Source organism: Gluconobacter sp. Gdi (assembly GCF_014132155.1).
Taxonomy (GTDB): Bacteria; Pseudomonadota; Alphaproteobacteria; order Acetobacterales; family Acetobacteraceae; genus Gluconobacter.
The window spans coordinates 627,569-644,034 of sequence record NZ_BLJQ01000002.1; the positions used below are offsets into that span (position 1 = coordinate 627,569).

The 16,466-nt window shown below is 58.0% G+C and carries 16 protein-coding genes; 5 read left to right on the forward strand and 11 right to left on the reverse strand.

What is annotated here, in order from left to right; all coding sequences use genetic code 11:
- Nucleotides 1-56: 56 nt before the first annotated feature.
- A complete protein-coding gene (locus JN414_RS06750) occupies nucleotides 57-887 on the reverse strand; it encodes a TerB family tellurite resistance protein (RefSeq protein ID WP_046900812.1) in 831 nt (276 codons plus the stop codon).
- Nucleotides 888-994: 107 nt separating this feature from the next.
- On the opposite strand from JN414_RS06750, the gene JN414_RS06755 reads away from it, so the two are divergent.
- Complete coding sequence (locus JN414_RS06755; RefSeq protein ID WP_237389921.1) at nucleotides 995-1,363, forward strand: hypothetical protein; 369 nt, start codon at nucleotides 995-997, stop codon at nucleotides 1,361-1,363.
- A gap of 5 nt (nucleotides 1,364-1,368) precedes the next feature.
- Here JN414_RS06755 and JN414_RS06760 read toward each other — a convergent pair whose 3' ends face one another.
- Entirely contained in the window at nucleotides 1,369-1,593 is a 225-nt protein-coding gene (locus JN414_RS06760; RefSeq protein ID WP_099211866.1) for a ribbon-helix-helix domain-containing protein, read from the reverse strand.
- On the reverse strand, nucleotides 1,590-2,654 hold the full coding sequence (gene queG / locus JN414_RS06765) for a tRNA epoxyqueuosine(34) reductase QueG (protein WP_202207213.1): 1,065 nt from the start codon (nucleotides 2,652-2,654) through the stop codon (nucleotides 1,590-1,592). The genes JN414_RS06760 and queG overlap by 4 nt, the downstream gene beginning before the upstream one ends.
- 109 nt (nucleotides 2,655-2,763) lie before the next feature.
- Between queG and JN414_RS06770 the strand changes: the two genes are divergently transcribed.
- The 3 genes from JN414_RS06770 to JN414_RS06780 all read left to right on the forward strand — a co-directional run bounded on the left by JN414_RS06770 (nucleotide 2,764) and on the right by JN414_RS06780 (nucleotide 6,380).
- A complete protein-coding gene (locus JN414_RS06770; protein WP_202207214.1) occupies nucleotides 2,764-3,672 on the forward strand; it encodes a PhzF family phenazine biosynthesis protein in 909 nt (302 codons plus the stop codon).
- A 75-nt stretch (nucleotides 3,673-3,747) separates the two neighbouring features.
- Nucleotides 3,748-5,292: an adenosine deaminase gene (locus tag JN414_RS06775; protein ID WP_202207284.1), complete on the forward strand. Its 1,545-nt coding sequence runs from the start codon at nucleotides 3,748-3,750 to the stop codon at nucleotides 5,290-5,292.
- Nucleotides 5,289-6,380, forward strand: a complete 1,092-nt coding sequence (locus JN414_RS06780) for a purine nucleoside permease (RefSeq protein WP_202207215.1) — start codon at nucleotides 5,289-5,291, stop codon at nucleotides 6,378-6,380. Before JN414_RS06775 ends, JN414_RS06780 begins: the two co-directional genes overlap by 4 nt.
- A gap of 4 nt (nucleotides 6,381-6,384) precedes the next feature.
- Here JN414_RS06780 and JN414_RS06785 read toward each other — a convergent pair whose 3' ends face one another.
- The 8 genes from JN414_RS06785 to mazG form a co-directional block, all read right to left on the reverse strand.
- The gene (locus JN414_RS06785) at nucleotides 6,385-7,107 is read right to left on the reverse strand and encodes an MgtC/SapB family protein (protein ID WP_202207216.1); all 723 of its coding nucleotides are present in this window, start codon (nucleotides 7,105-7,107) and stop codon (nucleotides 6,385-6,387) included.
- 91 nt (nucleotides 7,108-7,198) lie between these two features.
- A complete protein-coding gene (locus JN414_RS06790) occupies nucleotides 7,199-8,257 on the reverse strand; it encodes a purine nucleoside permease (protein WP_202207217.1) in 1,059 nt (352 codons plus the stop codon).
- Between the two features lie 67 nt (nucleotides 8,258-8,324).
- Nucleotides 8,325-9,491: a tRNA guanosine(34) transglycosylase Tgt gene (gene tgt / locus JN414_RS06795; protein ID WP_202207218.1), complete on the reverse strand. Its 1,167-nt coding sequence runs from the start codon at nucleotides 9,489-9,491 to the stop codon at nucleotides 8,325-8,327.
- Nucleotides 9,488-10,531, reverse strand: coding sequence for a tRNA preQ1(34) S-adenosylmethionine ribosyltransferase-isomerase QueA (queA, locus tag JN414_RS06800; protein ID WP_202207219.1), 1,044 nt, complete (start codon nucleotides 10,529-10,531; stop codon nucleotides 9,488-9,490). The genes tgt and queA overlap by 4 nt, the downstream gene beginning before the upstream one ends.
- Before the next feature lie 114 nt (nucleotides 10,532-10,645).
- A complete protein-coding gene (locus tag JN414_RS06805) occupies nucleotides 10,646-11,134 on the reverse strand; it encodes an OsmC family protein (protein ID WP_202207220.1) in 489 nt (162 codons plus the stop codon).
- Between the two features lie 54 nt (nucleotides 11,135-11,188).
- On the reverse strand, nucleotides 11,189-13,618 hold the full coding sequence (locus JN414_RS06810) for a membrane-bound PQQ-dependent dehydrogenase, glucose/quinate/shikimate family (RefSeq protein WP_202207221.1): 2,430 nt from the start codon (nucleotides 13,616-13,618) through the stop codon (nucleotides 11,189-11,191).
- Between the two features lie 97 nt (nucleotides 13,619-13,715).
- On the reverse strand, nucleotides 13,716-14,504 hold the full coding sequence (locus JN414_RS06815; protein WP_202207222.1) for an SDR family oxidoreductase: 789 nt from the start codon (nucleotides 14,502-14,504) through the stop codon (nucleotides 13,716-13,718).
- 53 nt (nucleotides 14,505-14,557) lie between these two features.
- A complete protein-coding gene (mazG, locus tag JN414_RS06820) occupies nucleotides 14,558-15,343 on the reverse strand; it encodes a nucleoside triphosphate pyrophosphohydrolase (protein ID WP_202207223.1) in 786 nt (261 codons plus the stop codon).
- A gap of 187 nt (nucleotides 15,344-15,530) precedes the next feature.
- Here mazG and argC point away from each other — a divergent pair, with 187 nt between their 5' ends.
- On the forward strand, nucleotides 15,531-16,436 hold the full coding sequence (argC, locus tag JN414_RS06825; RefSeq protein WP_202207224.1) for an N-acetyl-gamma-glutamyl-phosphate reductase: 906 nt from the start codon (nucleotides 15,531-15,533) through the stop codon (nucleotides 16,434-16,436).
- The last annotated feature ends 30 nt before the right edge of the window (nucleotides 16,437-16,466 follow it).

Genomic DNA, 16,466 nt, shown 5'->3' on the forward strand with positions numbered 1-16,466 from the left:
GTCGTGGCTGGAGAAATATCGCCGTGCGGGTCGATATGATCGTCAGACCTGTGAGGTTAAAGCTGGCGGTCTCGTTTGATGCGGTCCCAGGCGGCATTGATCCGGGCCACGCGTTCCTGGGCACGCTTGCGCTCCAGATCCGTCATGGGTTTCTGAGCAATAACATCCGGATGATACTCGCGGATGAGCGTGCGCCACCGAACGCGGACTTCCTTGTCAGACGCTGTACGCGTGATGCCGAGAACGCGATAGGCGTCTGGCTCGCCAGTGCTGGCGGCACGACTGTCGCCACTTTCTGCCCGTGTCCATGCTCCGGATGACAGCCCAAACGCACGATGGACACGCTGAAGAAAATCGATTTCTTTCGGATGGAGTTCTCTGGATGCTCCAGCATCTGCACGGGCAATCCGGAAAAGGGCCACCATCAGGTTTTCCAGCGGTGCCTTGTCGTCTCCGTAAGCTGAGCCCATCTCGCGGGCGTACATTTCAAAATCGTCCGTTCGCTCCCGCGCGCGGTCGAACAACATGCCAACTTCACGCGTGTTGTCGGGTGGAAACTGGAAGCAGGTTTTGAACGCGTTGATTTCGGAGCGATTGACGGGCCCGTCGACCTTCGCCAGCTTTGCGCACAGCGCCACAAGGCCAATGGCGTAAAGCTGGTCCTTTTTGCCCATGGCCGCCGCAATTTTTGCAGCACCAAAGAATGCTGCACTGTTCGGGTCAGGACGACCCCGGGCAGGAAAGCGTTCGCTCCACCCCCCAGTAGAAGGATTAAGCAGAGAGCCACTGTCGGCGGCATGCCCAAGGGCTGCTCCCATCAGTGCCCCGAACGGGCCGCCGACTGCGAAGCCAGCAACACCACCGAACATTTTGCCCCAGATAGCCATATCGACAATCTAGCATGGTCCCGGAAAGCGGCAAATGACAGATCGGACATGTACCGCCCACAGAAAGAACTGGATCTCCCGGAGGCTTCGGGTGTTGAAGGAGCATCATGAAAAACAAGGTCACCCCAGTTATGTCCGATCAGACCCAGCATCTCCCTGTCGCCCAGTCTGCGGCGCCCGACGATTACGAGGAGAAGATGCAGGCTCTGATTCGCAAGCTTCCTGAATGGATGCAGAAGACCGTGAGCTGGCTACGTGAGCCAGAGCGTAAATGGATTCGTATTCCGGCGGGTATTCTGTTCATGCTCGGGGGCTGTATGGCTTTTCTGCCGATCCTCGGGGTGTGGATGATTCCTGTCGGTATCCTGCTCCTTTCCGAAGATATTCCGTTCTTCCGTCGTTTGATGGAGAAAGCTCTGAACTGGATCCAGAGAAAGCACCCTGACTGGATGGATCTTCCTCCGAACGCGAAGTGATCCGATCAGTCGTCGCCCGTTTTCCGCGCATCCATGAGAGCTGCAACACGGAGAGCTGAAGCCAGGGGGCGGTCTGGTGTGCGTTTGGCGTCAATCGACGCAACGAGGGCCGCAAAGCTCAAGGCCCGCTCCGTAGCCATCTGATCCAGGACTGCCCAGAATTCTGGTTCAAGCGCAACGGACGTCCGATGTCCTGAGAGCGAAAGGCTGCGTTTGACGAGGTCACTCATGTCAGGCGTTCCAGCGCCCAGCGGGCAGTTTCGGCAATATCGGGGTCAGGGTCGGATTCCAGAGCCCGTGCAGAAGGGACGAGGCCCGGGTCGTTTGAATTGCCGATTGCGATCAGAACATTACGGACAAATCGGTTACGTCCAATCCGCTTGACGGGCGATCCCGAAAAAAGCGTGCGGAAAGCCGCATCATCCAAGGCCGCCAGTTCTGCGAGTTTTGGCTCAATCAGTTCCGGTCGGGCCTGAAGCTTGATGTGGCGGGACGCCTCGGCGAAGCGGTTCCACGGGCAGGCGGAAATGCAATCGTCGCAGCCATAGATGTGGTTGCCCATTTTTCCCCGCAGGTCATGCGGGATTGGCCCCTTGTGTTCGATGGTCAGATACGAAATGCACCGCCGCGCATCCATACGATACGGGCCAAGGAAAGCATCTGTCGGGCAGGCCGTCAGGCAGCTCGTACAGGTGCCGCAGCTTCCGCCTTTTGGCTCGGACGGGCTTAAATCCAGCGTTGTGTAGATTTCCCCCAGCAAAAGCCATGAACCATGGGTGCGGGAGACCAGACAGGTATGCTTTCCCTGCCAGCCCAGATGCGCCTTTTCTGCCAGAGCGCGTTCCGAAACCGGGGCCGTATCGACGAAGACCTTCACCTGCGTAGTCTCATCGCCCAGCTTTACGACGAACTGGGCAAGATGCTTCAGCATCCCTTTGATGACGTCATGGTAGTCCCGATTACGGGCATAGACGGAGATATTGCCCCGATCTGGCTGACGCAGCGTTGCGTCCGGGTCTTCGGCGGGTGCGTAACAGACTGCGAGGGAAATGACGCTGCGGGCGTCCGGCCAGAGGGCCTGAGGATGACTGCGCTGCTCGATGCGCGTTTCCATCCATTCCATTGTCCCATGATGGCCCTGTGCGACAAAAGCACGCAGCCCTGCCTCCACGTCCGGACCCAGTTCCGCCGTGCAGAAGCCCACGGCATCAAACCCCAGATGCCGGGCGTGGTCCTCGATCCGTTCTTCAAGAGAACGTCCGGAGCGAGAAGGAGAAAGGCGTGATGTCATGCGCTCAGCAGATGGATGGAAAGCAGAATCATCAGTTTACGCCATCTTTCCCCCAAGGGGCCAATCAGACATGATGGGATGTCTTCATTCTCCGATGAGAGAACCGGTTATGCGTCGTTCCTATGTCACCCTGGATGTTTTCACGGACCAGCTTTTCGGGGGCAATCCTCTGGCGGTCGTGCTGGATGCGGCGGGACTATCGACCGATCAGATGCAGAAAATCGCCATTGAGTTCGGGTATTCTGAAACCACCTTTGTGCTGCCTGCTGTAGAGGCAGAGCATACAGCGCATGTCCGTATCTTCACGCCAGGCGGAGAGCTGCCATTCGCCGGACATCCTAATATCGGAACCGCTTTTGCCTTGGCGCGACAGGCCGAAGCGCAGGGGCGGGAGCTGCCGGAAACGCTGGTATTCGAAGAAAAGGCTGGGCTGGTCCCTGTGCGGCTGGAGCGTGAGAACGGCCGTGTCATTCGGGCGGAACTCATGGCGCCGGAAGCAATAACACGTCGGAGCCGGATGATCCCTGAAAACGCGGCAGCCTGTCTTGGGCTTCAACCGCAAGATATTCGCACCGATCATCATGCTCCCCAGATCGTATCGGTCGGCCTGCCGTTTCTGATTGTCGAACTGGCGTCCCGCGAGGCTTTGCGCCGGGCCTATGGTGAGATTTCTGCCCATCGCACATTCCTTGCGTCCAGTGGAGTGGACTCCGTTTACGCCTATACGCGGAACGCTGGCGAAAATGCCTTTGAAAAAGATAGCGACATTCAGGGGCGGATGTTCTCTCCCCTTGATGGTATTCCGGAAGATCCTGCAACAGGAAGCGCAACTGTCGCCGCCGTGGCATTCCTATCGACCTTGCAAAACGGTGCCGATCTGTCCCTCACCTTTACGCAAGGTGTAGACATGGGACGGCCGAGCCTGCTCGAAGCCAGAACCCAGGCGGGGAAGGCCTATGTTGCGGGTTCCTGTGTCCCTGTCATGGACGGATTCTTCACTTTGGAAAGCGAAGTCTGAGAACGGTCTGTTGCAGAGTTTATAACGGTCTGAAAATGTCTTGTCAGGGGCGTGGGCAGTCGGCATCGTGCCACCATGCGATGCACCATTCCTTCCGTTCTCGTAGCGGCTGCCCTGTCTCTGACGGCCCTGTCTCCTCTGGCAAGGGCCGAAGCTCCGTCTGCTGTTGAGCAGACTTACAACTCCCTTCGGAATGATCCGGTTCGGCTTGGGCTGTTCCTGAGAGCCTTCCCAAAGGGCGCAGATCTGCACAATCATCTCGTAGGGGCAATCTACGCAGAAAACATGCTGGACTGGGCCGCCCGGGACGGGTTGTGCGTTTCTCTCAAAAGCCTTGAGATCCTGAGCCATGCCTGCCCGCATCCTAAAGATGGGGAGATGCCAGCCGCTGCTTTGGCGGGAAACCCGGATGCAGAAAACCGCCTGATTGACGCCATGTCCATGCGGGACTTCACGCCGTCTCCTTCTGACCGTTCAGGCCATGACCACTTCTTTGCGGCTTTTCAGCATTTTGGAGCGATCGACGCAGCCCATCAGGGAGATATGTTGGCAGAGGTCATGGATCGTGCCGCACACGATCATATCACCTATATCGAACCCATGATCTCTCCGGCTCTTCCAGCGATGATCCATGCAGGTTTCAAACATCCGATGAATGGTGAGGATTTTGCTGCCGCTCATAAAACGCTGGAGGCTGAAATCCCGGCGCTTGTCACGCAGGCCCGTCAGGAGACGGATGCCATGGACAAGCAGGCACAGAAGGTTCTGAAATGCGGCACGGCAGACGCTCATCCAGGCTGCAGCGTCAGTGTTCATTACCTGTTTCAGGTTCTTCGCACACTGCCGCCCCAAGCTGTTTATGCGCAGCTTGATGCCGGATATGCTGTCGTAAAGGCCGATCCCCGATTTGTCGGCCTCAATATTGTTGCACCGGAAGATGATGCCATCGCCATGCGGGATTACACCCTGCATATGCGGATGTTTCAGTTTCTGTCGCAGGTCTATCCGGGTGTGAACCTCAGCCTTCATGCTGGCGAACTGACTGGCAAGCTGGTTCCGCCTGAAGGACTGAAGCATCACATTCGTGAAGCCATTGAAATTGCCGGCGCCAAGCGTATTGGCCATGGCGTTGATATCGCTTCGGAAGACGACGTCGCCGGGCTGCTGGCCGAGATGGCTAAGAAGCACGTCATGGTGGAAATCAACCTGACGAGCAATGATGAGATCCTGAACGTGAAGGGCGCTGAACATCCGTTGCCGCTCTATCGCCGGGCCGGTGTTCCTGTTGCGCTCTCCACGGATGACGAGGGTGTTTCTCGTGGTGATCTGACGCAGGAATATGTTCGCGCTGCTCGAACCTATAATCTCAGCTATGCGGACCTGAAGCAGATGTCCCGTACCGGGTTGGAATATGCGTTTATTCCGGGACAGAGCCTTTGGGACAACCATCAGGTTGGCAAGCCTGTTGCAGCCTGCCAGACCCTGCCTTCTTCACAGCCTGAGAGCGGCCCTTGTGCTGATCTTTTGAAAGCCAGCGAGAAAGCTCGCCTTCAATGGCAGCTTGAATCGCGGTTTGTCGCCTTTGAAACCTCCGCTCCACACGAAAGCCTCTATCAATGAACCGCCTGAAAACTCTCTTCGGGGCGACTGCCCTGTCCGTCCTCGCAGTTTCAGGCAGTGTCTCCGGCGCATCTGCCAAAACGCGGCCTATTCCTGTGCGAGTGGTTGTGGTGACGACCTTCGAACTTGGCAAGGACACGGGCGATACGCCGGGCGAGTACCAGAACTGGGTTGAGAAGCTCCCGCTCTCGCAGGAAATTCCCGCGCCCGGTACGGACCATGATGTCATGCACTACAATCCGGAACTGCATGTTCTGGGTATCGCGTCCGGGGAAGGGCCGGAGCACATGGCATCCGCCATCACGGCGCTCGTCCTTGATCCACGCTTTGATCTGAAGCACGCCTATTTTGTTCTGGCCGGGATCGGTGGTGTCGATCCGAAGTTCGGGACGGTCGGATCTGCCATTTGGGCACCACGCGTGATCAATGGTGGTCTGTCGCATCTGATTGATCCGCGAGAGATCCCGAAGTCCTGGCCTGATGGCTTTACGCCTGTTCAGGGTAGTGTTCCGGATGAAAAGCCACGGCCGCCGCTTCATTCTGTTAGCGGAGACATGGTTTACACGTTCAATCCAGAGCTCGTGCAGTGGGCTTATGGCCTGACGAAAAACATGAGCCTGCCAGATACGCCGGGCCTTCAGGCGTCCCGTGCCCGCTATAAGGGGTATCCGGAAGCCCTGAAAGCACCGTCTGTGATGGTGGGGGATACCATTTCCGGCGAGACGTTCTGGGCTGGTGAGAAGATGAATGCCTGGGCTGAGCGCTGGGTTCGTTACTGGACGGATAATCAGGGCACGCTCGCCACGACGGCTGAAGAAGACGTTGCGTTCTGTCAGGCACTTGCCGCACAGGCCAAGGCAGGGCGTGTTGATCCACAGCGTGCGTTGATCCTGCGCACGACCAGTAATTTCGACATGCAGTATCCCGGTCAGACGGCCGCTGAACTATTGGCGGAAGAAGCTCACGAGGGCAGTTATTCCGCGTTCATTCCGTCGGTCGAGGCCGCTTATACGGTGGGAAGTGTTGTCGTACGTGAACTGGCGACCCACTGGGATAAGTATGAGAAGACAATGCCACACGCCTTGTAAGAACCTACTGCCTTTTATCTGAGGGCAAGAGGTGTACGCCCTGAACTCCGGGGAGTGCCGCCAAGGCCGTAATACCGTGGGAAATTGCACGTTTCCCACGGATCCTGACAGTCATCGTCGTGATGTTTCCGGGACTGGCATCCGTATTGCTGAAGGTAAGGCTATCGAGGGAAAAACCCAGTTCTGTCATGCATGTCAGAACTGGTTTCACCATGTCCCCTCGATACTGTATCGCAAGCTCCGAGGTGCGTTCCCGTGTGTTGGGAAGGCGTTTCAGGAGGCGCGGATACAGCACCATGACGATAAAATGTGCCCCGGTCGTTGCCAGCGCCAACAGAATGAGGCCACCGCCACAAGCCATGCCCAACGCAGCGGTAAACCAGATGGAGGCTGCTGTTGTCAGGCCCCGGACGATATCCCGACGCATGAAAATCACCCCGCCGCCTACAAATCCGATTCCGGAAACGACCTGAGCGGCCACGCGTGACGGGTCCAGGACGACTCTGCCGGGCACCAGAATATCCATAAAGCCGTATTTTGAGATCAGCATGAACAGGGCAGCCGAGACCCCAACAAGCGTGTGAGTTCTCAGTCCTGCGCTCTTTTGCCGAAGTTCCCGCTCCAGCCCGACAAGCGAGGACAGGATGAATGCCAGCACCAGTTCTTCGAGCTGAAGCCGACCTTCACCGATAAAGCCTCTTGCGGTCAGGTCGAAAAAACCTGTCATGACCCAGCCTTCTTCCCGTCATAATAGCGGTACTAACGCTGCGTTGACGTCGAGTGTTCGAGGGTCATGACGTAAAAACCAATGTGATGAATCAATTCTGGCCGGGAATATGCGTCCGGTATGTTGCCCAGTGAGCAATCAGTTCATGGACAACCGGCTCACCGGCACGCTCGTTGTTATCGAACGCGAGTTTCTGGCCGGGCGCTTCGTCTCCGATGCTCTCGGTGATCGGCACGCCTGGAGGGGGCATGTCAAAATTGCTCCCTGAGCGCAGAACCATGACGCGGTTCAAATCGACATACCCCAGACGAGCCAGTGTTCGCATATCGAGCTGATACGTCTGGCTTTCCTCATTGGTCATGACAAACTGGCCCTGATCTTTTGTCCACAGCTTGACCCATTTTTCCGCCCACTCGTTGCGGGACGGGCCGTGCCAGTAACGAAGCGCACCGAGCGTTTCACCCATAATGAGCATGGGCGGCTTCTGGGCATTGGGGAAGCCTTTCCAGGACTTCCGGCGCTCGGCAATGGCGGGATCGTCTGCCATCGGAGTTTTCTTGCTCAGGTTGAAGGCCCAGTTCGCCAGACCCTGATTGAGCGGATACGCCTTGCTGAGTTCCGCCACATCCGTGACAGAGCCATAATGGTTTGCGTTGGCTGGCAGCGTGTCCGGCTTGTCCGCCCCGATGGCGTATAGACCATACGGCCAGCCTTTCGGAACCGTGCGGTCATCGATTTCCCGCAATGCGTCTCCATCTACAACCCAGCGTGCCCAGGCCACACTACCTACGGATGCGACGTTCGGGTTCACGCCAGAAATGCCGGTAAAAATCCAGTAGGTGTGCGTCAGATCATAATGCGGATCGAGCGCAAGCGCATGCAGGTCAATGCTGCCGCTCTTCAGGGCGATGCCGTAAACGCCATCTGCATTGCGGCGCAGCTTTTCTTGTACGCCGCGAATGGGGCGTTCTTCATCAAGATGAAGACGCTCCACCCAGTCCTGATATTCGCCAGGCTCATCGCCCTTGTCCGCGCCGACTTCCCAGTTGGCGACAACAAGAACCTTGATTTCTTCCTTATGGGGCGCAGCCAGAGCGCTGCCCGCACAGAGAAGCCCGGCAAGAGCCAGGCCTGCATTAAAGCGTTTCAAATCCGTATTCCCCAAAGCCGAAGGTCGTTGGGGAAACACATTATTGGAACAGGATCAGAATGAAAACTTACAAAGCGAGAGAGGGCATGGGCCATTCATCTTCGGTCCAGTCTCCCTTGGACCAGTCCTCGCGTAGTTTGATCGCCAGTTCGTTCAGCGTACCGTCGACAATAGCGGCGCGGATCTGCCGCATCAGGCGCTGGTAGTAGGCCAGATTGTGCCATGTCAGCAGCATCGGGCCGAGCATCTCGCCAGCACGGAACAGGTGATGTAGATAAGCGCGGGTGTAACGACCGGCCATCGGGCTGTCGTCATGCGGTGTCAGCGGGCGCGTGTCTTCAGCAAAGCGTGCGTTGCGCAGGTTGATGTAGCCGCGCTCCGTATAAGCTCGCGCCGTACGGCCAGCACGCGAGGGCATCACGCAGTCGAACATGTCCACACCACGCATGACCGACCCCAGCAGATCGTCCGGCGTACCAACGCCCATCAGGTAGCGCGCCTTGTCCTGCGGAAGCATTGGCGTTGTGAAATCGAGGGTCGAGAACATAAGTTCCTGACCTTCACCCACCGCCAGACCGCCGATCGCATAGCCTTCGAAGCCGATCTCCGTCAGCGCCTTGATGGAATATTCGCGCAGGTCGCGCTCGGTGCCGCCTTGCACGATGCCGAACTGGCCATAGCCCTCACGTGCCACGAACGCCTCACGTGAGCGGGCCGCCCAACGCATGGAGAGTTCCATGGATTTACGCAGCGCTTCCGGCGTGGCGGGAAGGGCAGGGCACTCATCGAACGCCATGGTGATGGTGGCATCGAGCTTGTACTGGATGTCCGTCGAGATCTCTGGCGACAAGCGATGCTTGCTGCCATCAATATGGGACTGGAACGTCACGCCGTCCTGATCGAGCTTGCGGAGTGCACCGAGGGACATGACCTGGAACCCGCCAGAATCCGTCAGGATCGGGCCGGACCAGTCCATCATCTTGTGCAAACCGCCCAGCTTTTGCACGCGGTCCGCCGTCGGGCGCAGCATCAGATGGTAGGTGTTGCCCAGAACAATGCCTGCGCCCGTGGAGCGAACGGCATCCATGGTCATGCCCTTCACGGTGCCAACGGTGCCAACGGGCATGAAGGTCGGGGTCGGGACGGTGCCGTGACGGGTGTGTAGATGGCCCGCACGGGCCTGTCCGCAGGTAGCTTCCGGAACCCACGTCATCTTTGTGGCCTGTTCGGTCATGGTGCTCGCTCCAGAAGGCAGGCATCGCCGTAGGAATAGAACCTCAGTCCGTTGGCGATGGCGTAGGCATAGGCCTCACGCATGGTGTCGGTGCCGCTGAACGCGCAGACCAGCATGAAGAGCGTTGAGCGCGGCAGATGGAAATTGGTCATGAGCAGGTCCACCGCCTTGAAGCGATAACCAGGCTTGATGAAAATGGACGTCTCGCCCCGCCAGGGCTGAACCGTACCGTCTTCCTGCGCCGCACTTTCCAGCAGGCGGAGAGACGTGGTTCCGACAGCAATAACGCGGCCACCGCGGGCGCGTGTTTCGTTGATGGCCTGCGCCGTCTCCGCATCAATCTCACCCCATTCTGCGTGCATACGATGCTCGGCGATGGAGGATCGGACAGGCAGGAACGTACCAGCGCCGACATGCAGCGTCAGGGTTCGGCGCTGGATGCCTTTTGCGTCGAGCGCGGCCAGAAGGTCTGGCGTGAAATGCAGTCCAGCGGTGGGTGCCGCAACAGCACCGCGATGCTCGGAAAAGATCGTCCGGTAATCGCTGTCATCCTGCACGGTCGGCCCGAAGGGACGGTCGATATAAGGCGGAAGGGCCAATGCTCCCACGCGTTCGAGGAACGCATCGAACGCATCCCCTTCGACGGAAAAGCGGATGCTGACGGCACCATCGCCTTCATTTTCCACAACGGAGGCCGTGACCGGATCATCGCCAAAATTCAGCGTATCGTTCGGTTTCAGCTTGCGGGAGTTGCGGGCGAGCGCATGCCAGCTTCCGTCAGCCAGTATCCGGTCCAGCGTGATGCCGATTTTCGCCTCGCCGCGCGTGGCGGAAAGCTGGGCGCGGATGACGGCTGTATTGTTCGCAATCAGCAGATCGCCTTCCCGCAGCAGGCCGGGCAGATCGCGTATGATCCGAAGATCGGGCGCTTCTCCCGAACGCACATGCAGCAGCTTTGCGCTGTCACGCGGTCTGGCGGGTTCGGTCGCAATATGGTCGCGGGGCAGTTCGAAATCGAACGTGGCGAGTTCATCCGTCATGGGATGCTCTCTAGCAGGTTCAGCCAACATGAAAACGCCGGACCAGCCGACCCGGCGCATCTTTTCGGTCAAAAGGCGATTTTTTTGGCTTCGAGCCGTCGAGGTGGATGCGTTTCAGGCGTCCTGTTCGCCCTCATGAACGATTACAGGCTCGTTCATGATCGGGAAATTGACCGATCGTGCGATGAAGCACATGTCGTGCGCCTTGTGATGCAGCTCCAGTGCTTTCTCTGCGTCTGACGTGGCAGACAGGATGACGCGGGGATGAAGCGTTACGGACGTGAACTGCCCAGCGCCGGTGCGTTCTTCTTCCATTTCGCCTGTAGCCTGGTCTTCGTATGCCGTGACGACGATGCCTGCCTGCGCACAGAGCCCCAGAAACCAGAGTTTGTGACAGGCTGACAGGGATGCCAGAAGCAGATCTTCAGGATTCCATCGGGCAGGGTCTCCGCGAAAAGAAGGGTCGGATGACCCTTCAATCCTGGGCTTGCCCGGTGCAGTAATATCGTAATTGCGCGTGTAGCTGCGGGCAGAGGATGTGCCGGTTCCCGTATTGCCGGTCCAGACAACCTTCACGGAATAAGTGTGCTGTTTCCCGGCCATGTTTGATCCTGCCTCCTGCTGTCTTCCTGCCCTGACGGCAGGGAGACAGTATGTTCATGGGGCTTTAGGTAAAGCAAAGGCCACGACTTCATCGCTGTTGCGTGTTTTCAGCCCGCCATGACCACCTACAGCCAGCACGACATATTGCCGCCCGTCTTCACCCATATAGGTCAGCGGCGTGGCATTGCCGCCGGCATCCAGTTCCGTCTTGAAGAGGGTATGGCCGTCATGCCCATCAAGAACATGGAAGCTTTGATCGGCCAGCGCGCCCATGAACACCAGACCATTCGGCGTCGTCACGCTGCCGCCCATGGAAAAGACACTGGTGGGGAGGCCAACGGGCATCCGCAGCGTGTTCGTCGGGCCAACATTCTTCGTTGTGCCCAAAGCCCGCTCCCAGATGATCCGACGGTGAACAAGATCAATCGCCTGCATCTTGCCCCATGGGGGTGCCAGGCAGGGGGCACCAAACGGGCCAAGCCATGGCTTCACAACGGCCGCAAAGGGCAGGCCATGTTGGGGATTGTTTGTGAAAACAGGCTCTGGATAAGGCTGTGCCCAGTCATGCCAGGATTTATAGAGCCCTTTGGCTAGGGCTTTTTCCTGTGGTACCAACGTCATCAGGAACGGAATGAACGTGGTGTTGATATACATGACGCCATGCGTCGGGTCGATGGTGCCGCCATACCAGTCCGCCACGCCATCAAACGCTGGAAAGCCTACGGTGCCCAGCTGGCTCGGTGGTGTGAAGAGGCCCTTGTATCGCATGGAGCGGAAGGCAATGCGGCAGAACATCTGATCATATGGGGTCGCGCCCCACATATCGTCTTCCGTCAGATTGGGCCGGCGTAGATTGGGCATCTCTGAGGAGAGAGGCTGCGTTGGTGAATAATGTTCGCCCGGCGTATCTCCTGCGGGCACTGGTATTTCCTGAACACGGTAGAATGGGGCACCCGTTCGGCGGTCCAGCACGAAGAGTTCGCCCTGCTTGGTTGTTTGCACCAGTGCGGGCGTCAGGGTGCCGTGGGCATCTGGCAGATCCACCAGAGATGGGCCGATCGGGAGATCAAAATCCCACAGATCATGATGAACGGTCTGGAAATGCCAGCGCTCTTCGCCAGTTGTGATATCCAAGGCGACAAGGGAGCTGTCATACTTCTCGTCAAAGCTCCGGCGCTTGCCACCGAAATAGTCAGGTGTGGCAATCCCGAGGGGCACGTAAACCATGTTCAGCCCGGAATCGGCCGTATAAACACCCCAGCCATTGGCAGTGCCACGGGTAAAGACTTCGCCGGGATCGAGAGGTTTGTTGGCTGGTGTGCGACCCATGTCCCAGGCCCAGGCCAGTTGGCCCGTAATAGCATCAAAGCCACGAATAACGCCGGAAGGTTCGCCAACCGTCTGATCATCATAAACCCAGCCGCTCGTCATGATGCGGTTATGCAGCATCATGGGGGGGGAGGTGATGAAGTGAAAGCCGGGTGGAATAGCTCCCATCCCATCCCGGAGATCCACAACGCCATGATCGCCAAAGCTTTCGCAGAGCTTTCCCGTGTCTGCATCCACCTCAAACAGTGTTGGAGGAGAGCTGGAATTTGTTGAGACGATGCGATGGGCGCAGTCCGTTCCCGGTGCATTGACGTAGGAAACGCCACGGCAGGCCTGATAGATGTTCTTGCCGAATTCCCCACCTGGCGAATATCGCCAGATTTCCTTTCCGGATGTTGCATCAAGCGCCACGACATCTCGGTGCGGCGTGCAGAAAAACAGCCGGTTGCCGATTTTGATAGGTGTTGCTTCAAAGCTGAATTCCCGCCCACGGGAGTTTTCGCCAGCCCGGGGTAGATCCTTGCTGTGATAGACCCACGCCACTTTCAGATCATGAGCGTTGGAAGCGTTGATCTGGGTTGGCATGGCAAAGCGGTCTCCGGCTGGAGAGCCGCCATAGAACTGCCAGTCATTGGCAGCCTGCTGGTCCGCGCCCGGAAGGGTCGCACCGGTCTCACCGGGGAACGGATTGAACTGCTGGTCGCGTGAGGCGGTAATGTGCCATCCGCAGGCAAACACGAAGACAAACAGTGCCGCGCAGAATGCCATGCCGCCTGCAACAACGGGTTTGCCGAAGGAGCGACGCTCCGTGCCTTGGAGCAGTCGTCCCGTAATCCAAGGACTGAACACCCACAGGCCCATCCCCGCTGGCAGGGCGAGAGGCGGGAGAAGGCGCCAGCCATCGAGGCCAACGCGCTCTAACGCCCAGAAAAGCGTATAAAGCAGGAGCCCTGCATAAACTGCGGAAGCGCCGGGGTGAAGTCGGATCATCAGAATGCCGGACGCCACCATGAGGACGCCCGCGACGGCGTAATAGAAAGAGCCTCCCAGTCCAATTAACCACAGACCGGGTAAAGCCAGCCCTAAGCCAAGCAGAACGAGCAAAATGCCCGTCACAAGGGGCAGGAACGAACTGCGTCGCAACGTAGGCGGCATGGAATTTTCCTTCGGGGTAACCGAAAGGATTAATCCCGCACGGGGGAGCGCAGTTTCCTAAAAAAGAAAATAGGGTATTCTTTTACCCAAGACTGTTTCAGATCGACTTCAGTGCACCACCATCAATACGGATCATGCTGCCGGTTATATAGGCAGCAGCCGTACTGGAGAGAAAAGCCGCAGTTGCGCCGAACTCCTCGACAGTGCCGTAACGTCCAGCGGGGATATTGCGGGCTTTTTCCGCCTGAATGTCTTCTGACGTTTTACCCGTCTTGCGGGCTTCGGCCTCTGCAAGGAAATGGGTGCGATCAGTCGTGATGTGGCCGGGCAGCAGCATGTTGACCGTCACGCCATAGGGGGCCACTTCCGTCGCAAGTGTTTTGGACCAGCCCGCGAGTGCCGAGCGTAATGTGACGGAGACGCCGAGCCTGATATTTGGCTCAACCACAACAGCCGAAGCGATGGTGAGGATGCGTCCCCACCGGCGCTCCTTCATACCGGGCAGTACTGCATCCGTAATTCTGAACAGGCTCAGAACCATGGTCTCAAACTGCTGTTTCCATGTGTCTATGGAAATGCCCTCAACACCTGATGGGGAGGGGCCGCCGGTATTGTTTACCAGAATGGAAATATCCGGATGCTGCGTGCGGATGGCCTGAACGAATTCCTCAACGGAGGCGCTGTTCGACAGATCAACCGGCAGCGCCACAGTCTGAACGCCGTGCTGACTGGCAATCGCTGTTGCTGCGTCTGTCAGCCTGTCACTGGCGCGTGCAGCCAGAACGATATGGACCCCTTCTGCCGCCAGTGCCTTCGCAACGCCCCGGCCCAGGCCGGAAGAGGCGCCAAGAACAAGAGCTTTGCGGCCGGAAAGCTGGAGGTCCATATCAAGGTATCCTTAGGGGCGATGTAGAATTGAGGAAGATGAGCGGGGAACGATCAGCGCATCCCCGGCTGTTTCTTGACCGTCTGCCAAAGCGTTTCCAGCGTTTCCAGATTTTGCTCGCCCATTGTTTTACCCTCAGAGGCCAGGCTGGCTTCCATGGCTTCGAAACGGCGCGTGAACTTCCGGTTGCTGCGGCGCAATGCGGCTTCCGGGTCAATGCCCAGCTTGCGTGCCAGACTGGCGACAGTGAACAGGACATCCCCCAGTTCGTCTTCGATCCGATCCCGGTCTCCGTCCAGTTCGGCTTTAAGTTCGCCGATTTCTTCCTGCACCTTTTCCAACACGCCCGACGCATCATCCCAGTCGAACCCGACGCGAGCTGCACGGCGGCACAGCTTGGCGGCTCTGACCAGGGCAGGCAGGTGCTGGGCCACACCAGCGAGTGCGCCATATTCTGCTTTGGCGTGGCGCTCGGTTTCTTTCGTGCGTTCCCACAGGTCTTCGTCGTGTTCTACATCGCTGAAGATGTTGGGATGGCGGCGGACCATCTTGTCAGCGATCTTTCCAGCAACGGTTTCGAAGTCAAATTGCCCCTTTTCTTCAGCCATTTGCGCTTGGAATACGACTTGTAGCAGCAGATCCCCAAGTTCATCCGGCAAGGAATCACTGTCATCCCGGGCGATGGCATCCATCACCTCATACGCTTCTTCTATGGCGAAGGGTGCAATGGTTTCGGGTGTTTGTGCCACGTCCCACGGGCAACCGCTCTGCGGGTCGCGCAGGCGCTTCATGATCTCCAGAAGGCGGTCAATCTGACGGACGGGGTGGGTCTGGGTCATAACAGCTCCTGGGTAATGATCTGGCGTCTGGCCTGACCCAAAAGCATACTCTTTCGTTGCACAGACAGAAAGCACAGAGCGCACGAACCGTTCTCACGGGATGACAGCACCAAGGGTAACGCGATAAGAAGGCCAGCCCGGCTGCTTGGACAGGCCGGACATTTTTTGCAGACCGGATTTTAAATACATGGCCAGGATCTTTATCGACGGAGAAGCAGGAACCACGGGGCTCGGCATCCGCCAGCGTATCGAGGCTCTGCCCGAAAATTACGGCTTGGAACTGTTGTCGATTGATCCGGCTCTGCGCAAAGACGCTGAGGCACGGCGCGCCCTGCTGGCACAGGCAGATATTGCCATTCTCTGTCTGCCAGACGATGCCGCGCGTGAAACCGTTGCTCTGGCAGAGGGTCTGAACGTCCGTATTCTGGATGCCAGTACGGCGCACCGGATTGCCGATGGCTGGGTTTATGGTCTGCCGGAACTGGATGAAGATCAGGGCGCCCTGATCCGCGGTGCCACCCATGTTGCGAATCCTGGCTGTTATCCAACGGGTGCAATTGCGCTTTTGCGGCCGCTGGTTCGCGCTGGCCTTGTCCCAGCAGATCACTCCATCTCCATCAATGCCGTTTCGGGTTACAGTGGGGCAGGGCGCTCCGCGATCGAGGCGCATGAACGGGATGGCGGCCCGGCATTCTTTCTTTACGGGCTGACGCTGGAACACAAACATCTTCCAGAAATCCAGCACTACTCCGGCCTGACGCGCCAGCCGGTGTTCGTGCCGTCCGTAGGACACTTTCCGCAGGGCATGATTGTGTCCATCCCGCTCCACCTTGCGGACCTGCCCGGCCATCCGACGCCGCGCGATCTGGAGGCAACGCTTGAAAAAGCTTATCGGGGGTGTGATCATGTCCGGGTTCTGCCGTCTGAACCCAAACTCCTGGCAGATGCGCTGGCCAATACGGACAATATGGAGCTCCGTGTGCACGGCAATGCGCAGGGAGAAAAAGTGGTTCTGACCGCGCGTCTCGACAATCTGGGTAAAGGAGCCTCTGGCGCTGCGATCCAGAATCTGCTTTTGATGCTGGGTCTCTGATTTTCCACGGTTTGGGATTTTTTTTTCACG